The organism is Aliiroseovarius sediminis (assembly GCF_022678485.1).
Lineage (GTDB): Bacteria > Pseudomonadota > Alphaproteobacteria > Rhodobacterales > Rhodobacteraceae > Aliiroseovarius > Aliiroseovarius sediminis.
Map to the genome: position 1 here is coordinate 83,245 of NZ_JALBYP010000018.1, position 19,078 is coordinate 102,322.

At 58.5% G+C, this 19,078-nt stretch carries 18 protein-coding genes; 3 read left to right on the plus strand and 15 right to left on the minus strand.

The window, feature by feature from the left end:
- The first annotated feature begins 53 nt into the window (after positions 1 to 53).
- Complete coding sequence (locus tag MN186_RS00510) at positions 54 to 1,805, plus strand: hypothetical protein (protein ID WP_242110843.1); 1,752 nt, start codon at positions 54 to 56, stop codon at positions 1,803 to 1,805.
- Here MN186_RS00510 and MN186_RS00515 read toward each other — a convergent pair.
- The 11 genes from MN186_RS00515 to MN186_RS00565 all read right to left on the minus strand — a co-directional run bounded on the left by MN186_RS00515 (position 1,772) and on the right by MN186_RS00565 (position 12,589).
- The gene (locus tag MN186_RS00515; protein WP_242110845.1) at positions 1,772 to 2,272 is read right to left on the minus strand and encodes a prepilin peptidase; all 501 of its coding nucleotides are present in this window, start codon (positions 2,270 to 2,272) and stop codon (positions 1,772 to 1,774) included. The two genes, MN186_RS00510 and MN186_RS00515, sit on opposite strands and share 34 nt — an antisense overlap.
- A 7-nt stretch (positions 2,273 to 2,279) precedes the next feature.
- Positions 2,280 to 3,146, minus strand: a complete 867-nt coding sequence (locus MN186_RS00520; RefSeq protein ID WP_242110847.1) for a tetratricopeptide repeat protein — start codon at positions 3,144 to 3,146, stop codon at positions 2,280 to 2,282.
- Between the two features lie 31 nt (positions 3,147 to 3,177).
- Positions 3,178 to 3,717: a tetratricopeptide repeat protein gene (locus MN186_RS00525; RefSeq protein WP_420838882.1), complete on the minus strand. Its 540-nt coding sequence runs from the start codon at positions 3,715 to 3,717 to the stop codon at positions 3,178 to 3,180.
- A gap of 111 nt (positions 3,718 to 3,828) precedes the next feature.
- Positions 3,829 to 4,803 (minus strand): type II secretion system F family protein, encoded by a 975-nt coding sequence (locus MN186_RS00530; RefSeq protein WP_242110849.1) that lies wholly within the window; start codon positions 4,801 to 4,803, stop codon positions 3,829 to 3,831.
- Between the two features lie 13 nt (positions 4,804 to 4,816).
- Positions 4,817 to 5,785, minus strand: coding sequence for a type II secretion system F family protein (locus MN186_RS00535; RefSeq protein ID WP_242110850.1), 969 nt, complete (start codon positions 5,783 to 5,785; stop codon positions 4,817 to 4,819).
- A 2-nt stretch (positions 5,786 to 5,787) separates the two neighbouring features.
- Positions 5,788 to 7,260: a TadA family conjugal transfer-associated ATPase gene (locus MN186_RS00540; protein WP_242110851.1), complete on the minus strand. Its 1,473-nt coding sequence runs from the start codon at positions 7,258 to 7,260 to the stop codon at positions 5,788 to 5,790.
- A gap of 13 nt (positions 7,261 to 7,273) precedes the next feature.
- Entirely contained in the window at positions 7,274 to 8,545 is a 1,272-nt protein-coding gene (locus tag MN186_RS00545) for a CpaE/TadZ family protein (protein WP_242110852.1), read from the minus strand.
- A 419-nt stretch (positions 8,546 to 8,964) separates the two neighbouring features.
- Positions 8,965 to 9,636 (minus strand): OmpA family protein, encoded by a 672-nt coding sequence (locus MN186_RS00550; protein WP_242110853.1) that lies wholly within the window; start codon positions 9,634 to 9,636, stop codon positions 8,965 to 8,967.
- A gap of 1 nt (position 9,637) precedes the next feature.
- Positions 9,638 to 11,053: a type II and III secretion system protein family protein gene (locus MN186_RS00555; RefSeq protein ID WP_242110854.1), complete on the minus strand. Its 1,416-nt coding sequence runs from the start codon at positions 11,051 to 11,053 to the stop codon at positions 9,638 to 9,640.
- Positions 11,054 to 11,270: 217 nt separating this feature from the next.
- Positions 11,271 to 12,107: a Flp pilus assembly protein CpaB gene (cpaB, locus tag MN186_RS00560; RefSeq protein ID WP_242110855.1), complete on the minus strand. Its 837-nt coding sequence runs from the start codon at positions 12,105 to 12,107 to the stop codon at positions 11,271 to 11,273.
- A gap of 254 nt (positions 12,108 to 12,361) precedes the next feature.
- The gene (locus MN186_RS00565) at positions 12,362 to 12,589 is read right to left on the minus strand and encodes a Flp family type IVb pilin (protein WP_242110856.1); all 228 of its coding nucleotides are present in this window, start codon (positions 12,587 to 12,589) and stop codon (positions 12,362 to 12,364) included.
- 361 nt (positions 12,590 to 12,950) lie between these two features.
- Here MN186_RS00565 and MN186_RS00570 point away from each other — a divergent pair, with 361 nt between their 5' ends.
- Both MN186_RS00570 and MN186_RS00575 read left to right on the plus strand, forming a co-directional pair.
- Positions 12,951 to 13,748: a lytic transglycosylase domain-containing protein gene (locus MN186_RS00570; protein ID WP_242110857.1), complete on the plus strand. Its 798-nt coding sequence runs from the start codon at positions 12,951 to 12,953 to the stop codon at positions 13,746 to 13,748.
- On the plus strand, positions 13,738 to 15,198 hold the full coding sequence (locus MN186_RS00575) for a UbiA family prenyltransferase (RefSeq protein ID WP_242110859.1): 1,461 nt from the start codon (positions 13,738 to 13,740) through the stop codon (positions 15,196 to 15,198). The genes MN186_RS00570 and MN186_RS00575 overlap by 11 nt, the downstream gene beginning before the upstream one ends.
- Positions 15,199 to 15,222: 24 nt before the next feature.
- Here MN186_RS00575 and MN186_RS00580 read toward each other — a convergent pair whose 3' ends face one another.
- The 4 genes from MN186_RS00580 to MN186_RS00595 all read right to left on the minus strand — a co-directional run bounded on the left by MN186_RS00580 (position 15,223) and on the right by MN186_RS00595 (position 19,076).
- Positions 15,223 to 15,972, minus strand: a complete 750-nt coding sequence (locus MN186_RS00580) for an SDR family oxidoreductase (protein ID WP_242110861.1) — start codon at positions 15,970 to 15,972, stop codon at positions 15,223 to 15,225.
- 4 nt (positions 15,973 to 15,976) lie between these two features.
- Positions 15,977 to 17,290: an FAD-binding oxidoreductase gene (locus MN186_RS00585; protein WP_242110862.1), complete on the minus strand. Its 1,314-nt coding sequence runs from the start codon at positions 17,288 to 17,290 to the stop codon at positions 15,977 to 15,979.
- Complete coding sequence (locus MN186_RS00590; protein WP_242110863.1) at positions 17,271 to 18,296, minus strand: lysylphosphatidylglycerol synthase transmembrane domain-containing protein; 1,026 nt, start codon at positions 18,294 to 18,296, stop codon at positions 17,271 to 17,273. Before MN186_RS00590 ends, MN186_RS00585 begins: the two co-directional genes overlap by 20 nt.
- A gap of 150 nt (positions 18,297 to 18,446) precedes the next feature.
- The gene (locus tag MN186_RS00595; RefSeq protein ID WP_242110865.1) at positions 18,447 to 19,076 is read right to left on the minus strand and encodes a 3-oxoacid CoA-transferase subunit B; all 630 of its coding nucleotides are present in this window, start codon (positions 19,074 to 19,076) and stop codon (positions 18,447 to 18,449) included.
- Between the last annotated feature and the right edge of the window lie 2 nt (positions 19,077 to 19,078).

Sequence of the window (19,078 nt, forward strand, 5' to 3'; positions counted from 1 at the left end):
TCTGCGAAGCAAAATACTGACGTTTGTCTAGCTACAGAAGAATGAGGGCAGGTATGAGCACAAATAATGGCAAGTTTTTGGCAGCCTTCATGCTGGGACTTTTGACGCTGTATGCGGTGATGATGTTTGCTAAGGGCGGATTGTTCATTTCCAAGCACGAAGGCGACACGTTGCACTTGCTTCAGATGCTTTTACGGATGGAGGATGGTGACTGGCCGCATCTGGATTTTGTCACCCCGATCGGGATCTTCGCTTTCGCGCCAATCGCTGCTTTCATGAAGGCCGGGTTAGGCGTGGGGCATGCCTTCCATGCAGGACAAATCTTTGTGGCGATTATCTTTTTTCCGGCGGCGTGGTGGGTGGCTCGGACGCGGTTTGAAGGGGTCTGGGCTTATCTGTTCGGTGCGACGATCCTGATATTCTCGGTCGCGCTGGTTTATGGGGCGGGGGATGACGCGGTCTCGACCTCGATGCATTATAACCGGTGGGCATGGGCGGCGGCGTTTCTTGCCATCAGCGCGGCGATATTGCCATCGCAAGCGGCGCGCAGCGCGCGCGGGGACGGGCTGGTAATCGGTCTGGCAATGGCGGTGATGGCGATGATCAAAGTGACCTACTTCGCCGCTTTCCTCGTGCCGATTGTCGTTGCGCTGCTGGCGCGTGGGGGCGCGCGTACATTGCTGTGGGCGTTTCTGACCGGGTTTGCGGCAGCGGTTCTGGCCACGCTATGGGTTGGCACTCCGTTGATTTGGCTGGCCTATTTGCGCGACCTTCTAAATGTCGCAGGTTCCGACGTTCGCCCGCAGCCGGGTCACGACCTGAGCTATGTGGTCAGCGCGCCAGCCTATCTTGGCGGTTCGCTTGTCGCAATTTTGTCGGTGATCTTCCTGCGTCAGGCAGGCCGCATGACCGAAGGGCTGGTTCTGCTTTTGCTTCTGCCGGGCTTTTTCTATGTCACGTTTCAGAATTTCGGCAATGACCCGCAATGGCTTTGGTTGCTAGGGCTTTTGCTGATCGCGTTACGCCCGAGCGGTCCGGTGTTCAACGGGTTCGGATGGGACCTGCAGAAAGCAATCACGATTTCTGCGGTTGCGGCTTTTGCATTTGCCATGCCAGGTTTTTTGAACCTTGCGGCCAGCCCGGTTCGCCATTTCGCCACGGATGTCGAACGATATACGCCGCTGATGCCGGGAAGCGGCGTGCATGAAGATTTGCAAACCTTCGCACCTCGCGCCGCGCGCGTCGACGTGCGCCGCGCTTATGACGGGCCGGGTACGCTTTTTGCCGCGCTGGCGGACAAGGAAGCCCGCGAGGACACGGACGTTACTTTCCAAGGCCGCGATCTGGACTATTGCTCGCTGGAACTGGGCATGGTCGTCTGGTTCAACGCCGTGGCGCAGGATATCGTCGATTGGGCGGGGCCGGGGGCCAGCTTGTTCTCGGCTGACCTTTTGTCCAGCTACTGGCTTTATGCTGATCTGGAACCGCTGAAGGGCGGTGCGCCTTGGTATTATGGCGAACTCAGCGGCATTCAGAATGCTGATTATCTTTTGGTGCCAAGCTGCGCATTGTCTGCAGCAACTCGCAAGAAGATCCTGGACGAAGTGTCTGGGCAGGATTGGATTGACGACGTGACCGAGGTCAGGCGCACGCCTTATTACACGCTTTACAGCCTGCCGGGGAAGGCGCCGAAACGGGTCGTGCCGCCGATGCCTGAGGACGATGATGAAGATGTGGCGAAACAGTCAGATCGTACCAAGGCTCAACGAACTTACGCGCCCGCCATTGCTGCAATCACAAGATAGGTGATCAAGGTCGCCCCGAGGCTCAGTCCCATCGGATAATCTCGCCGGGTCCAGCTTTCCCAGCCCGGTGCGGCGGCGCGCACCCAACTGATATTGCGCGCAACCCTGTGCAGGATGAACCCGGCGACAGTCATCACTGCAAGGATCATCAACAAAAGCATGGCGTCCGGCAGGGCGATCAAAGGCGCCATCGCGGCGGCGAATTTCGCGTCCCCCGCGCCCAACATCCGAGCCAAGTTCATCACAAACCCGATCACCATAATCACCACCAGATGAACCCAGCGCCATAGATATTCCTGAAGCTCAAATGCAAACAGGCCGATCACGGCGAAAACGATGATCAGCGCCATGACGGCTTTGTTGGGAATTTTCATGCGCGACAGATCGGACCAGGCGGCCCACAGCGCAATCGGCACTGCGAAGGGCAGAAAAAGCAGGGCGGCCCCACTTGTCATGGCCGTATTCATGCGCTGATCACCCGTTCGAGACGTTGTTTTCCAACGCTTCCAAGGCGCGGGTTGCGGCCTCGAAGTGCTGTGGATGGGTGTCGATGGCTTCCTGCAACAGCCCTTTTCCGGTTGTCACATCGCCCTGCTTTATTGCAGCCAAGGCCAGCGTGTGCAGAAGTTGCGCGCGTTCGACCTGTGTCATCTGGATGACCGGCATGTCGTATTTCCGCTGTGCGCCGCGTGCCAGAACAAGGTTGTTTTTTGCGGTGAACAGCTTGTTGTCATAGCTCAGTGCTTGCGAGAATAACTTCTCAGCGCCTTGGAAATCGGCGCGCGTCAACTTGGAATAGCCCCAGTTATTCAAAACCGAACCAGGGTTGGTGGTCAGGCCCACCGCGGTTTCGTAAAAGCTGTCGGCTTTTTTCCATTCTTTGTTGCTGTCGGCGATCATCGCCTCTAGCCGATAGCGGCGATAAGTCTCGTGGGTGGGCGGTACGTTGTCCAGCACGACTTCGGCCTCGTCCCAGTCGCCCGCGCGAATTAGCGCATCGGCCAGATTGACGCGGTCAACTTGCGTGCCTTCGGAACTGGCCACCACAGCTTTCCACACCGGCACAGCTTCGGCGGGGCGTTTGGCGCGGATCAGCGATTGCGCCAGACCTCGTTTCAGGTCGATCCGATTGGGTTGCGACTGGGTCGAGCGTTTGAAATAGGCGACCGCCTCTTCAGGGTCGCCCACGGTCAGCATGATATCGTTCAGGTTGCTTTCGTCGATGACGTTGACATCGGCAAGCGCGCGTTCGACGTCTTCACTGCCTGATTTCCCCTTGTCACAAGCGGACAGGGCCAAGGCGCTGCCAAGGCAGAGCGTCACAAAAATGGAATGGCGCATGTTTGCGTCCTTTTACTGCTCGTGTCTTCGCTTAGATTTGCGACAGAAGCAGGTAATCCCCCGTCCCCCGCCGAACCAGCGCGAATGTATCATTATGCTGCTGATCATAGTCGGGATTTTCTTTTTTTGCGAGCGCCAAGCGCAAATTCTCGCGAATCCGGGCAGATTGGCCACGATCAAGGCCAAACGCGATCTGAAAGACACGCGCCGCTTCGCCTGTTTGGTTGGTTTCCATCAGCACAACACCCAGGTTGTTCCATGCCGGCACGAAACTCCCATCCTTTTCGGTGGCCTGGCGCAGAATGCGTTCAGCCTGGCCAAGCCGGCCCAGCTGCAGATTAGCCGATCCGATGGCGGACAGAACATCCACGGTGATCCCTTGTTCGCCTGCCGCCCGAAGATAGGATTTCAACGCCAGTTCATGTTCGCCTGCCGCCGTCAGCCGGTGTCCTACGGTCAGCCCATCGACGGCGTCCTCACCGCGTTTCATGCCGCGTGGGGCATAGGGGCTGTCGTTTTTAGCGAAGGGGCTGGACCCAGGTGCGCAGGCAGACAAGATACAGGCCCCAATCGCGCCTAGAAGGGCGCGGCGGTGACAGGCAAGCGGTTTTGGTTGGGACGGCAGCGGGGTGGACGGGCGGCGCGTGGTCAAAAAGCTCTCCTTCGCTCGGCCCGGGTTGCGTCAGAAACGTATCGTTTTGAGGGTCAGATAGATGTCATAGATCGACGGGCCGATCAGAATAATCAATAGCGGCGGAACGGTCAGCATCATAGTGGCAAGTGTCATCTTGGTGGGCAAAGTGTTTGCCTTTTCTTCCGCGCGCATGACGCGTTTATCGCGCATCTCGCCTGCGTAGACGCGCAACGCATCCGCGATCGAGGTGCCGAAGCTTGCCGATTGGATCATCACGGTCACGAAGCTTGCCACGTCAGACACGCCTGAGCGTTCGGAAAGGTCGCGCAGCACCTGAACGCGGTCCTTACCTGCCTTCATCTCGTTCGATACGATCGAAAATTCGTCCGCCAGCGCGGGGTAAGAGGGCCGGATTTCCTTGGACACGCGCAAGATCGACTGGTCCAGGGATTGTCCTGCCTCGACGCAGGTCAACATCATGTCCAGCGCGTCGGGAAAGCCGTTGGTGATTTCCTCTTTGCGGGTTTCAACGCGGCGCGTCACCCAGTATTTCGGCAACATATATCCCGCGACACCGGGGATCAAAATCCACAGCATACGCGCGGTCGTGGTCAGTTCCTGACCATTGGCGGTCTTGAGGATGGTCAGGAACACGCCGAAGATCAGCAGCCCGATGCCAAGGGCAAACTGGGCAAAGTGGAAGGTGCGCACCGCGTTCTTGCCTGGATATCCCGCTTGCAACAATTTCAGTTGCACGGCTGAATATTCATCAGCGTCTTGAGGTTCAAGAAAGGCCGAGTATTTCTCAAGCTTGTCAGATCCCGAGGCGATGCGCAGGTCGATTTTCTGCCCGTCCTGCGCCCCACGTTCACGGGCCTTGCGCAGCTTGTCCAGTGGATCGACATTGCGCTTCAACATGAAGGGCAGCGCGACGACGATCAGCACGATGCCAACCGCGCCAACGGCCAGAAGCGGGCCGGCGGGGCCAAGAAGGTCGGTCAGGATTGCTTGGAACTGTTCCATGGGGAAACCTCTGTCACACCTTGATATTGACCAGCATCCGCATGACGAACATGTTCGCCACAAGGAAGCCACCCACGATCAGACACGCCGGGATAAAATAGGGCGTGTCGCGCACCTTGTCATAATAATTGGGCTGGATCAGGTTGATCATGATCAGCGCCAGAACGGGGAAACCGGACAGGAAATTGCCGGACCATTTCGCCTCGGCAGTGATGGCTTTGACGCGGCGGAACAGCTTGAAGCGCGACCGGATCACTTTGGCCAGACCGTCCAGAATTTCGGCCAGGTTGCCGCCAGAGGTCTGCTGGATGATCACCGCGACGGCAAGAAAGCGCATATCCTGATTGTCGAGGCGTTCGGCCATGGCCGCCAATGCCTCGCCCACGTCACGGCCATAGGCGCTTTCGTCCGCGATCAACCCCATTTCGGTGCCCAACGGATCGGGCACTTCCTTGGCCACGATCTGCACAGCGGAGGAGAACGGGTGGCCCACGCGCAAGCTGCGCACCATCAATTCGACCGCGTCAGGCAGTTGTTCCTCGATCATCGCAGAGCGTTTCTTGGCCTTGTTGTTGACCCAGATATAGACCCCACCAACGCCCATTACGACCGCAAGCCCGGCGCGCACAGGCAGCGACGCGGCTGTGGCCACGCCCAGTCCGACAAAGGCAAATACCGTCAGAAGCGCCATGATCATCACAAGTTGGGTGGGGGTAAAGGCAATCGCCGCTTTTTGCGCCTTGTTGGCCAACAGCGAATAGAAGGGGATCCCTTGCGCCTTGACGTGCTGGCCCATCTCTTTGCGGAGTTTTTCCAGAACTTCTTCGCGCGCCGCACCTTTTTCCAGCATGTCCAGCCGCCGATTGATGCGGTTGTTCAGGCTGATCGACTTGCCGAAAACAGTCAGATAGATGCCTTCGACCAGCAACAAAACGGCCAGAAAAATCAGGCCATACAGAATTGGCTCGATGGAAATGGTCATGCTCAGTCGCTCCAGGGTTCATAAATGGATGCGGGCAGGTCATAGCCCCACTGGCGGAACCGCTCTGAATAGTGCGAACGTACGCCGGTCGCATTGAAGCGCCCGATGATCTTGCCATCGGGTGCCAAGCCAAGACGTTCATATCGGAACACCTCTTGCATCGAGATGACGTCGCCTTCCATCCCCGTGATTTCGGTGATCGAGACCATTCGCCGTGAACCGTCCTGCAGACGGCTGGCCTGCACAATCAGGTTCACAGCCGACGCGATCTGACTGCGCACCGCCTTGATCGGCATTTCGATGCCGGCCATCGCAATCATGTTTTCCAGGCGCGAGACCGCATCGCGGGCCGAGTTCGCGTGAATCGTCGTCATAGACCCGTCATGGCCGGTGTTCATGGCCTGCAGCATGTCGATAACTTCTTCGCCGCGCGTCTCGCCGACGATGATCCGGTCAGGGCGCATCCGAAGGGCGTTTTTCAAACAGTCGCGCTGGCTGACCGCGCCCTTGCCTTCCACGTTGGCAGGGCGGCTTTCCATCCGGCCCACATGGGTCTGTTGCAGTTGGAGTTCGGCGGTATCTTCGATGGTCAAAATACGTTCCGAATTGTCGATGAAAGAAGACAGCGCGTTAAGCGAGGTGGTTTTACCCGACCCCGTTCCGCCCGAAACGATCACATTCAATCGTGTCGCCACGGCGGCCTGCAAAAACGCCGCCATCTCTTCCGAAAACGCACCAAAGCTGACCAGTTCATCAATACCCAGCTTGTCCTTTTTGAATTTCCGGATCGAAACCAACGAGCCATCGACTGCAATCGGCGGCACCATCGCGTTGAACCGCGACCCATCAGCAAGACGGGCGTCCACATGAGGGTTCGATTCGTCCACCCGTCGACCGACTGCCGACACGATCTTGTCGATGATCCGCAGCAGGTGACGTTCATCCTTGAAGGCCACGTCCGTCAGCTCAAGCTTCCCCGCGCGTTCGACAAATACCTGTTGCGGACCGTTCACCAGAATATCGTTGATTGTTTCGTCCTGCAGCAACGGCTCCAGCGGCCCCAGCCCCCTAACCTCGTCGTACAATTCCTGATTCAGAAGAAGGCGTTCGTCGCGGGTCAGAACGACGTCACGCGTGTTCAAAAACTCCGACGTGATATCCGTGATTTCCGCGCGCAGGTCTTTTTCCGCGGCAGTTTCCAAAGCGCCAAGGTTCAGGTTGTCCAGAAGCTCTTTATGAAGGTCGGTCTTAATTTCGCCCAGCCGTTCCTTGCGTTTGCGTTCCTTGTCGGCCTGTGGCGGTTTTGCGGCCTGAACAGGGGCTTGGCGACGCGTGGCGTGGGGGGGTGGCGTCGCGCGCTTGCTGTTGGACCCGTTCTGAGAGGGGGCCGAAGGGGTAGCGCGCCCACCATCGACCGCTTTCAGATCAGGTGCTGCTTTCGCGTTTTTTGCAGGTTTGGAATAACGGGAAAACATGGCGTCTCCGGGGTCAATTGGCTGTGGCTTCGACCTTGTTCAGGTCGTGGACCGATTTTGCCAGTTTTTGAATTTCCTTGCGCAGCGGGTTCTTCGCGGCGGCGTTAGATAAGGGCATGCCGTGATCACAGGCCTGCGTGACCGGCCTGCCGCCATCGGGCAAATGCAGTTCGATCGCGATATCAAGGCTTTCTGCCAAACGCTTCACCCGCGATTTCCCCGACATATCGGTAAATTTGGGAGCCCGGTTCAGCACATAGCGCAGCTTTTCGACCGGCAGTTCTTCGGATTTCAGCGCCTTGATCATCCGCAGCGTATTCTGCGCCGAGCGTAGATCAAGTTCCAGGGTCGCGAAATAGACATGGGATGCATGAAGCACGGTTTCTGTCCATTGTGCGACGGTGCTGGGCATGTCGATAATCACATAGTCGAAGTTACGGCGAGCCATTTCGATAATGCGGTCCATATCCTCGCTGCTGATGATGTCCAGCGGCAGCATGTCGGGCGGGGCGGTCATAACATGCAGATCGTCGCCGAAGCTGACCAGCGCCTGCGCAAATGTATCATGGTCCATAACATCGGTGTCCGAGAGCAACTCAAACACCGCATCACGGCGCGGCAGATCCAGATAGGTAGCCACCGAGCCGAACTGCAGCCCGAAATCCAAAAGACAGACACGCGGTTGTGTCGTCGTCTGTTTTTTCTTTTTAGGCTTGTCCAGTTGGCTGAGTTCCCATGCCAAGTTCACCGCAAGGGTGGTGGCCCCTGTGCCGCCGGCCATCGGTTGAACCGCCAGAATGACCGCTTCACGATCACCGTCAGGCTTCAGCGCTGGACCTTGTGCGTTCGGGTCAAGCTGGATGGGCGCCTCAGGTTCGGGCGCGCGAAGGCGTTCAATCGCATCATGCAACGCACCTTCTGGAAGAGGGTAGGGGACGAATTCCTCGGCCCCCAGCTTCAACAGTTGGTGCAGCGCGATTGGGCTGACCTCTTCCGCGATGACGACGACCTTGATCCCCTTTTCGCGGGCCGCGCGGATCACGCTTGCGACTTTTGACAGATTCGATTCGTCCTGGTCATCCATCGCGATCGCGACGAATTCCAATGCGTCAGAGTCCGGCTGGGTGAAAAAGGCAAGCGCATCCGAGAACGAAAGATCGCCCCAGGCCTCGCCAAGCTCGGCTTCCATATCCTCGATCAACAGATCAAAGTTCTGAACGTCTCGTGCAATCGTGCAAGCGACGATCGGTTCTGGTTCAGTGTGTAGCGCAACATTGCTACTCATCGTTATATCCCCTCCAGTTAGAGCCCGCTCCCAGGCATTCTGCCATCGGCCGTTATCCCCACGAGGCGTGCGTGAGTCGGAATTTACACGCGGACTGCTCGGAATTGTTTAAAGAGATGTCAGTAAATCTGGGCAACATTGCGGCTGAAACGGCCAAATTATTCGTCCATTTGGAACGATCTCGGGGAAATAATGCGTCTGTTTCCCCCAAGAGAACGTTAGGTCTGACAACAGGCCCTGCCGCCAATCGCGCGATTCTTGCAAGAAAACCGCATGATTATAATGGCTTCGGTCGCAACCGGTGCCGCCCTTGGCCGTGCCTGCCTTTCAAGATTGCGGCAAAACTATGATGCTTCAGCAGTGTGTTACAAAAAGGCGCGATCCGTGCCGCGCCTTTGTTGTTTTTATATTGGTCAGCTTCATTCGCCGATCGATCCAGCCGTGCCTGCCGAGATGATCGGGGGTGGTACTGCACTGCGGATATACTCGCGATACACCACTTGGGCGTATTTCCCGTCCAGCGTGGTGGGTTTGCGGCCGCCAACGAAGCCGGTGACTTCCGTGACCGTGCGGCGGTTGCGCATTTCGGGGGCGCGGGTGACGATCAACGGACGGGTTTCACCATAGCTTACGACCGCTTCAAGCCGCGACCGGCTGATGCCGCTGGCAACCAGATAGTTAACGACCGCATGGGCGCGACGCAGGCCCAGCCGCTTGTTATATGCGTTTGAGCCGACCAAATCGGTGTGGCCATATACGCGGAACCGAAGTTCGGGGAACTGGGCAATCCAGTGCGCCTGCTGGCTTAGGATCGCGCGTGCGGTATTGTCCAATGCCGCGCTGTTGAAGGCAAAGTTCACCGTGTCGTTGGATTCCTGGTTGAAACGGTTCGCCATGCTGACTGCGGGATTGATCTGACCGGTTTGAACCCCAGCGTTGTAGGCGGTGGGCTGACCGAACCGACCTTCGTCGATCTGTGCGCCTGATTCGACGAACCAAGATTTCGTTGCCATATCCGCATCCGAACAGGCCGTCAGGATCGCAATGACCGAGGTGGCCGCCAGCAATGGTTTGATACGTTTGATCGACATCTCAGTCCTCCATCACATAGCCGTAGGACCCGGAAAAGTCCTGCTGTGCCACTTCGCCCGCCGCCCCGGTTTTGGGCCGGTTCGATGCGGTCGTATTGCCAAACAGGAACAGTTCCTGCTCAGACGGGGGGCGGATCCGATCCGTGGGCACTGCCAGTGCTTCGCCGCGGGTCGGGGTGACAAGATGTGCAGTGACGATGATCACCAGCTCGGACTGGGCGCGCTGATATTCCGTCGACCGGAACAGCGCACCAAGCACTGGAATATCGCCCAGCCATGGCACCGAACCAATGTTGTCGCGGAAGTCATCTTGAATCAGCCCAGCAATTGCGAAGCTTTCGCCATCGCGCATCTCGACCGTGGTCGAGGTTTCACGGCGCCGGAATGCGTTGATGCTGAACCCACCGTTGTTATAGCTTACGGATTCGTCCAGTCCCGAGACGGCGGCGTTTAGTTGCAGGTTGATGACATCATCCGCAAGCACGGTGGGTGTGAAGGTCAACTCGACACCGAATGGTTTGTATGTCACGGCAATCTCGTTGTCGCCGTTGGACACGGGCAGGGGATACTCGCCACCCGCCAGGAACGAGGCTTCCTGCCCAGACAGAGCAGTCAGGTTTGGTTCCGCCAGCGTGCGCACGACGCCCTTGCTTTCAAGGGCTTCCAGCAAGACGCCAACTTGAAGGCTTCCGACACCGAAGCCGAATTTCATCGCGCCATTGGCGCCATCAATGACCGTGGTCTGGGTCGTGTCCAGCAAGGACCCGCCTTGCCCGATCCCGCGACCCGTCGCGCCTTGAAAGCTGTCAGCGTTCAGGCCGCCGGACAGGGCCAGCGAACTGGACAGCGATTTGCGCACCGAACGGCCCATTTCTGCAAACCGGACCTTCAGCATCACTTGTTGCGTGCCACCTACCGACAGCAGGTTTGACACGCGGTCCGGCGCGTAACGTTGGGCCAGATCAAGCGCGCGATCCAGACGCTGTATCGAGCTGACCATGCCGGACAAGACGATCCCATCATTGGCGGTCCGCACTTCGATGTGTTCGCCCGGAAGGATCTGACGCAGGCGTTCCTTGAATTCTGCGATGTCAGGCGCGACATGCACGTCGACATTGGTGATAAGTTTGCCATCGGCGCCCAAAAGGGTCAGCGTGGTGCGCCCCGGTGTCTTGCCCAGCACATAGATTGTGCGATCCGACAGAGTGGAAATATCGGCGATGCCGGGGTTGGCGATGGAAAGCTCTGCGAAGGGCGCGTCGCTTTCGACGACCACTGCGCGGTTCATCGGAACCTTCAGGGCACCAGATGGCGCGCCGCTCATGACACGCAAGGTTTCGGCGGACGCGGCGGTTGTTGTACCAACCCCCAACGCAAGACCCAAAAGGGCCGCCTTGATAAAACGATCAATTTTCATGTGATCCTGCCTCTCTGATCACTTCACGATAATGCGGGTGTTTCCCCACTTGACTGCTCCGAGCATTGTGCCCGGTTAAGGGTTATTTCTACCCAATTGTGGTGCAGCGTGCGTCAGAAATCGAATCGATGCAAGAATCAATACCTTATTAAGCAGGCTTGATGTGGAGAAGTCGCAACAGTTTATGCCAACTGATACTGTTGCGACGCCGGGATTTTTATTGGGGGCAGGGGATCTGTGTCTCGATGATCTCGCCACCGCGGCGTGTGCGCACGGTGCAGACCTCTTTAACCGGGCCAACCACTTCGCCCATGATCTCGCCCTGACCGACTTCGACCGCCGAGGTGACCGTCTGATCCTGCGTGCCGACCAGCGCCATCGACAACCGACCGCTGGACTGCGCCTGTGCAAGCGCCGCAACCTGACGGGGCGTAACCTCAACCGTGATTGTGCGCGCGATTGTTGGTCCGGTGCGGTCAGAATCGGCGATCTGGTCAACTGCGATGATATGAACATTGGCAAGGATCAGTTTGGTGACGGCTTCGCCTTCGCCCACTTCGTCAACGCCGCGGCCGGTCCAATAAACGTCGATGCGGTCTTCGGGGCGCAGGAAGCCCGACACGCCCGATCTGACATCGACACTGATCGCAAAGGCGCGCATTCCGTCGGCAAGTCGCGCCGAAACGCCCGCATCAGCCCCTGGTTTGGTCACCTTGATTTTCAGTAAAGCCTCGTCCTTTTCCATTGCGCGCAGGACGGTGCGGAATTTCTTTTCACCGTCCGGGAAGACCTCATCCATACTTTTGAAGGTGCCTTCGGGAATCGCGTTTTCGGGCCATTTTACGGCGCGCAGTTCCTTGGCCGTTACCTGATCGCCGTAACGAAGGGGGCGATTGACGACGAACACGTTGACGGTTGGAACGATGCTTTCGCGCGCGGCCCGTTCTGCATCAAGCTGAGCCTGATATTCGCCAATGTAATCCTTGGCCAGATAAACCGCAAAGCCCGCCAGGCCGACGCCTAAGATCAGGACCAGTCCGAAGAGCAGACGCATCAAGTTTCCTTTCCCTTGGTGTGATGCTGGAAGCATCGCAGGTACAACACCCTATACCTCATCCACTTCAATTGAGGCAATTTGAGGCACAAAAGATGAATTTTGAATGAACTTCACGGGAAACAGCAACAATTTCCTGCCCTGACGTTTAGTTAAGTATTGACGACACTTGGAAAAGTGAAAACCGCGCCAAGTGACGCGGTTTTCGTCTTTGTTTGCTCACAAGCTTTGTGGCAGGTGAGGTGATTGCAATTTTATGGGGTGTTGGTACCACCGCCTGTGCCACCGACACCGTAGGTCGGAACTGTCATTTTGCTCAGCGACGACGAAATTTTGCCGGCCAGCGAGGTGGTGCCGCCCGAGACCGAGGTCAGAACAGCAATACCCAGGCCGACGATGGCTGCGGTCAGAACGACCCAGTCCACAGTGACCGCACCGTCTTCGTCAGCTTGGAAAGTTTTGATCAGGTTATAAAGTTTCATTTTCTCACTCCATTATTTACTTGGTTCGTCTTGTTCACCTTGGCGCCTGAACCTTGTCGTCCTGTGCGCTGCTTGGCATGTATGCTAATTAGCCCTTTGATTGGGGCAACAGTTGGGCGGGTTTCGTACCTTTTATGGTTTAACGGTTTTTTAAGGCGGATCTTTAATAAGTAATTGAATGTAATAAACAAAAAGATAGAAAAAACTTTATATTTCCCGTGTCGCTCCATCCGCCGTCACAAAAATTGCAATCTAACCAAGGTAAATCTGGCCCTGACTTGGTAAATCTGCGACAAAAAGGAAACAATAAGAGGCAGGCAGTGAACCGCAAATGCGGGGCTTCGTTACTATAAGCATCGTTATGACCCTTGCGACGGGGGGGCAGGCGCGGGCGGATACGACGCCGGCACCATTTCCTGACTTTACCTTCAAGCGGGTGACGGTGCCGCCAGCGGGGGCCAAGCGGATCACGATCCAGATCGACCCGGCCGAGCAAGCAGCGGCACTGGCACCGAAAACACCTGCAGCTAAAACACCGCAAAAAGCCGCCGCGGTTATTCCGATGCCTCAGTCAACTGAGTGGGATTGGTTCTGGACAACGGTATCGCCGAAGCTGGACAAAGCCGGGCCGGCAAATGTGCGTGCTGCCCTTGATCTGCTTGAAACGCAGGAAGGGATGTCTCAACCCCGCCTTCAGCATCTGCAATCCATCGCGCAGGCCCATGGTCCCGCGATCCTTAAGGCAACGATTGGAACGCCGGTATCACCGGCGCTGGTGCTGGCGCTGATTTCCGTGGAAAGCGGAGGGCGTGTGGACGTCAAAAGCCATGCAGGGGCGCAAGGGTTGATGCAGTTGATCCCCGATACTGCCACCCGATTTGGCGTCAAGGACAGCACCGACCCCACGCAGAACATCAAGGGCGGCGTTGCCTATCTGAACTGGTTGATCAACCATTTTCAGGGCGATCCTATCCTGGCGCTTGCCGGATATAACGCGGGTGAGAATGCCGTGAGGGATAATGGTGGTGTGCCACCCTATGCCGAGACCCGCGCTTATGTGCCCAAAGTACTGGCGGCATGGCGTGTTGCGCGTGGTTTGTGCTTGACCCCGCCAGAGCTTTTGTCGGACGGATGTGTGTTTGCAGTGAATGGATCATAACATGATGGCCGAGGAGTTGACCAAAAAACCGTTCGTTTTGGATGTGGACGGGACCTTTCTGCGCACCGACATTCTGTATGAGAGTTTTTGGGCCGGGCTGGGCCGCGACCCGATCCGCACGCTGAAAACCAGCCTCGCGCATTTCCGCGACCCTGCATATCTGAAAGCTGAACTGGCCCGGATCGCCGCACTGCGCACGGATCTTCTGCCCGTCGACCCGGATGTGCTTGAGGTCGCCCGCGCCGCCCAGGCCGAGGGGCGCGAGGTGGTGTTGGCCTCGGCCTCGGATCAGAGCGTCGTGGCGCAACTGGCGGCAGAGCATGGCCTGTCGGCCCGTATCTTTGCCTCGGACGGGCACACCAACCTGAAAGGCGCGCGCAAGGCCGAAGCGCTGGTGGCAGCGTATGGCGAGGGCGGGTTCCACTATGCGGGCAACGCCCCAGTGGACCGCGCGGTGTGGGATCATGCCGATGCGGCCCTTGTCGTGGGTGATCCACGTTCCGCCAAGGCGTTGGAGGCGCAGGGCAAGCCTGTCACCCAGATCGACGGTGGCTGGCGCATGAAAGATGTGCTGAAAAGCTTCCGCCCCCATCAATGGGTCAAGAATGTGCTGCTGTTCGTGCCGATGATTGCGGGCCATGCGTTTGACCTGAACACGCTTCTTCTTGCGATCCTTGGGGTGATCAGTTTTTCGGCGGCGGCGTCCTCGATCTATCTGGTGAATGATCTTCTCGATCTCGAAGCCGACCGGCTGCACGTCAAGAAATGCACCCGCCCATTTGCCTCAGGTGCCGTGCCGATACAGGTGGGGATGGCGTCATTCTTTATCTTGGCCACCATCGCGCTGGGTGTTGCAGCCTATCTGGGCTGGGCGTTTTTCGGGGTGGTCAGCCTGTATATGGCGCTGTCACTGGCCTATTCGTTGAAGCTGAAACGGATGCGCTGGGTGGATATTGCGGTGCTGGCGTCGCTTTACACACTTCGGGTCGTGGCAGGTGCTGCGGCGACCGATATCCATGTGTCGGGATACTTGCTCGTGTTCATCTTCCCGGTTTTTCTGGCCCTTGGCTGCGTAAAGCGCTTGACTGAACTGACCCTTGCTACATCGGACGAGCGTCTGCCGGGGCGGGGATATGGGCGCCCGGACCGGCCCGATCTGTTGAACGTCGCGTCTTTGGGGGTGGTGGCGGCGCTGTTGGCGTTTTTCCTCTATTCCTTCACCGAACAGGCGCTGTCGCTTTACAAGACACAATGGCTGATGTGGGTCGCAGGTCTGCCGCTGGCCTGGTGGCTTATCCGCATGGTGCGCCTTGGCTGGCATGGCAAGCAGGATTACGACCCCATCGTTTTTGCCATGAAGGATAAGCGGGGCATCGGGCTGATGCTGATGACCATCTCGATCATGTTCTATGCTGCCGGGCTGTGGCAGGAATGGTTCGGTGTCGGCTGACGCGCCGCCGGATCAAGCCTGCCCTCAGATCGACATTTTCTTGAAGATGAACTCCGGGATGCTGCGGATAATCAGCATGATATAGCGCCAGAAGAACGGCGTGTAGATCACGTTGCGCTGCTTCTCGACCGCCTTCAGGATATCGGCCGCGACCTTCTGGGGCGAAGCGACAAGGAACATCCCCTCGATCCCCCACGTCATCGCGGTGTCCACGAAGCCGGGCTTTACCGTCACCACATGGCCGCCCGCGCGTGTCAGGCGGTTGCGCAGACCGGACAGATAGGTGGCGAACCCTGCCTTTGCCGAGCCATAGACATAATTGCCAATCCGTCCCCGATCGCCCGCGACTGAACAGACACCGACAATTGTGCCCGCGCCCCGGTCTTCGAGGATTGGCGCGAGCATGGTCAGGAACGCCGCTGGTCCAGTATGACTGTCTTTTACCACGCCGTCGATCAGGGCGGGGTCCGCGTCGACATCTTCTTGAGCGGGCATCGAGCCGACAAAGACCGCGGCATTGATTACGCCATCCTCGCGCCCGGCGCGGTCGATGATCGGCTGGAAGGTCGCGATGTCGCGGGCGTCGAACTTCATCGCCTCAGCCGACACACCGCGCGCGGTCAGGTCTGCGGCGGAGCGTTTCAGATCCTCCATGTCGCGCCCCGCCAGAATGACACTTGCGCCGTGATCGGCCACGGCCTGCGCAAAGGCGCGTGCCATCGAGGATGTTGCGCCAAGGATGATCCAGCATTGGTTCTGTTTGGTCTTTATCATCTTCTTACCCTGCCTCGCGAAGGTTCAGACGGCGCACCATATCGGTTTGCAATGCGTGGTCCGGGTCGGCTTTGTTGACCTGTTTCACCCAGTCGCCATGTTCGGGATACATCGCCTTGATCGCGGGGCCGGTGGCCAGCGCATCTTTGGCCAGATAGAGCCGCCCACCTGCGTCCACCGTCATATCCTCAAGCATCGCGATCAACTCGACCGCCGCTTCACGGGCGGGAAAGTCGACCGCCAGCGTGTAGCCCTCCATCGGGAAGCTCATATGCCCGGCGCGCCCCGACCCCATGCGTTTCAGCACGGCGAGGGGCGAGGATAAGCCAGCCCCCGCGATCATCTCCAGCATCTCTTTCAGCGCATCCGCCTGGTCCAGCGGCACAACGTTCTGGAACTGGTAAAAACCGCGTTTGCCGTAAAGCCGGTTCCAGTCGTGGATTTTGTCCAAGGGAAAGAAGAAGTCGTCGATCCGTTTGACAGTTGACCTACCCGAGCTTGGCACCCGTCGATAATAGGCGTTGTTGAACATCCGCACGACTGGGTTGGACAGCGCGAAATTCGGCGCGTCCAGTGGGATTTTCTTGGACGGCTTTGCCTTGGGCAAAAGCCCTGCGGCCAGTTCGGCCTCTTCAATGATACCGCGTCCAAGCGCATCACCCTTGGCGGTGGTGTCGATCCAGCCGACCGTATAGGTCGCCTGACTGCCATCCAGCAGGGCGATATGCTCGTCCCAATCCTCGGCCCGGCGTTCTGTCACCATCATCACATCGCCGGGGCAGGGTTTGAGTTGCAGTTTCGCCTCGGCAATCACACCGGTTTGGCCGATGCCGCCCATCGTGGCGCGGAACAGGCCTGCGTTGCGGGTGGGTGTCGCAACCGTGCGCTTGTTGCCATTGAGCAGTATGACGGACAGCACATGCTGGCCAAAGCTGCCTTCGTTATGGTGGTTCTTGCCGTGCACGTCTTGTGCGATGCAGCCGCCGACCGTGGCAAAGCCGGTGCCGGGCATGACCGCGGGCAGCCATCCGCGCGGGGCGAAGACATGGGCAAGGTCGCCAATGGTGATGCCCGCCTCGACCGTCACAACGCCAGTGTCCGCGTCAAAGTCGATGATCCGGTTCATCCGCGTCATGTCGACGGCGCGGCCCCCGTCATTCAGCGGGGCATCACCATAGGATCGACAATTGCCGATGGCCGGGCAGGGGTGGTCCGCCACGGCGGCTTTCAGGCTGCGGGCGCGTTCTGGCCGCGCCATGTCGGCCGAGGCTTTCAGAACCCGGCCCCAGCCGGAATACTCAGTCTTTTTCCAAACCATGATGATGTCTCAATGAACTACGTTCGGCGGCGGGAAAGACCAGAAGGCCGATCCCGATGGCGAACCAAAGGGTTGTAACGCGGATGATGGCGGTGGCGGGGACACTTACCTCAAGCGGCACGCCTTCCAACGCAAGCAGGGCGATCATGGCGGCTTCGGCCCCACCGACACCGCCGGGGGCGCCGGTCAGACCGCCGGCAAGGGTTGAGAAGACAAAGATCGCGACTGCCTTGGCAAAGCCGATATCGGCCCCCATCCACATCAAAAGCAGGTGAAAGGCATACCCTTCCGCAACCCAGCCGATCACGCCTACCAGAGCTGCAATCGCCATCAGCGTGGGCGAAGTGAACGCTGACAGCGACAGCGAGGCGCGTCGAACCTTGGCCCAAAGCCGCGCAAACCGCCCCGTGATCTTGTGCCCCATCGTGGCAAACCAGCTCAGCAAGCGCGGGCGGGTGGCTGCGAAGGCGGCGATCAGGGCAAGGATGGTGACGGGTAATCCGCCCGCGATCCCGGTGGCTGAAAACGCCAGTGCCAGCCCAAGGATCAACGCCATGGCTGTCAGGTCAGACGCGCGATCCACCAGCACCAGCGGTGCTGTGCGTTCAAACGCCCAACCAGTTTCGCGTTTCAGCCAGCGCATCCGCACCAGCTCGCCCACGCGGCCCGGCGTGACGGACATGGCAAAACCGCCAAGAAAGTGGCGCATGTTCTGAAAAGGCCCGGTTGGCAGGCCCAGTTTGCGGGCAAAGATATGCCAGCGCAATCCGCGAAACAGGTAATTTACAAGGCTCAGCGCCAGAAGAATACCCACTTGGGCCATCGACAGCTTGGCAAGCTGCGCGCGGGTTTCTTCCCAGCCTGTTGCGGCGGCCAGACCTATCAACCCAACCATCACCAGCGCAAACAGGCCCAGCAGCACAAGCGTGTCGCGCAGCCGCCGGGGTGCGGGCTGGCCCGCCGACTGTTTCCCAGCGGTGGACGGTATGGGGTTGGTGCTGCTCATTGTCATTGCCCGGCTTATGGCGGGGGATTACGGCGAGAATATGAAAGCATTTGTGCAATTGCGAGGGAAAACCAATGCGCCCGCACGACCACCGCCCAAAAGAAAAGGGCCCCCGTGCGGGAGCCCCTTAAAAACGCGTTGGCGCGCTGTTCAGTCGACGATCGTTGCCTGGGTCGCGGCGCGCAGCTCGTCCTCGGTCACGCCATCGGCGGTCTCGACGATCTTCAACCCGCCTTCGACCACGTCCAGAACACCCAGGTTGGTGATGATGCGATCCACCACGGCCTTGCCGGTCAGCGGCAGAGTGCATTCCTTCAACACCTTGCTGTCGCCGTGCTTGTTGGTGTGATCCATCACGACCACCACGCGGCCAACTCCGGCCACAAGGTCCATCGCGCCGCCCATGCCTTTGACCAGCTTGCCGGGGATCATCCAGTTGGCAAGGTCGCCGTTTTCGGCCACCTCCATCGCGCCAAGGATCGCCATCGCGATCTTGCCGCCGCGGATCATGCCGAAGCTTGTCGCGCTGTCAAAATAAGAGGTTTTCGGCAGTGCGGTGATCGTCTGCTTGCCAGCGTTGATCAGGTCGGCGTCAATCTCGTCTTCGGTCGGAAAGGGGCCCATGCCCAACATGCCGTTTTCCGATTGCAGCGTGACTTCGACCCCGTCGGGGATGTAGTTGGACACCAGCGTCGGAATGCCGATGCCAAGGTTCACGTACCAGCCGTCTTGCAGTTCCTGCGCCGCGCGGGCGGCCATTTGATTGCGGTCCCAAGCCATGA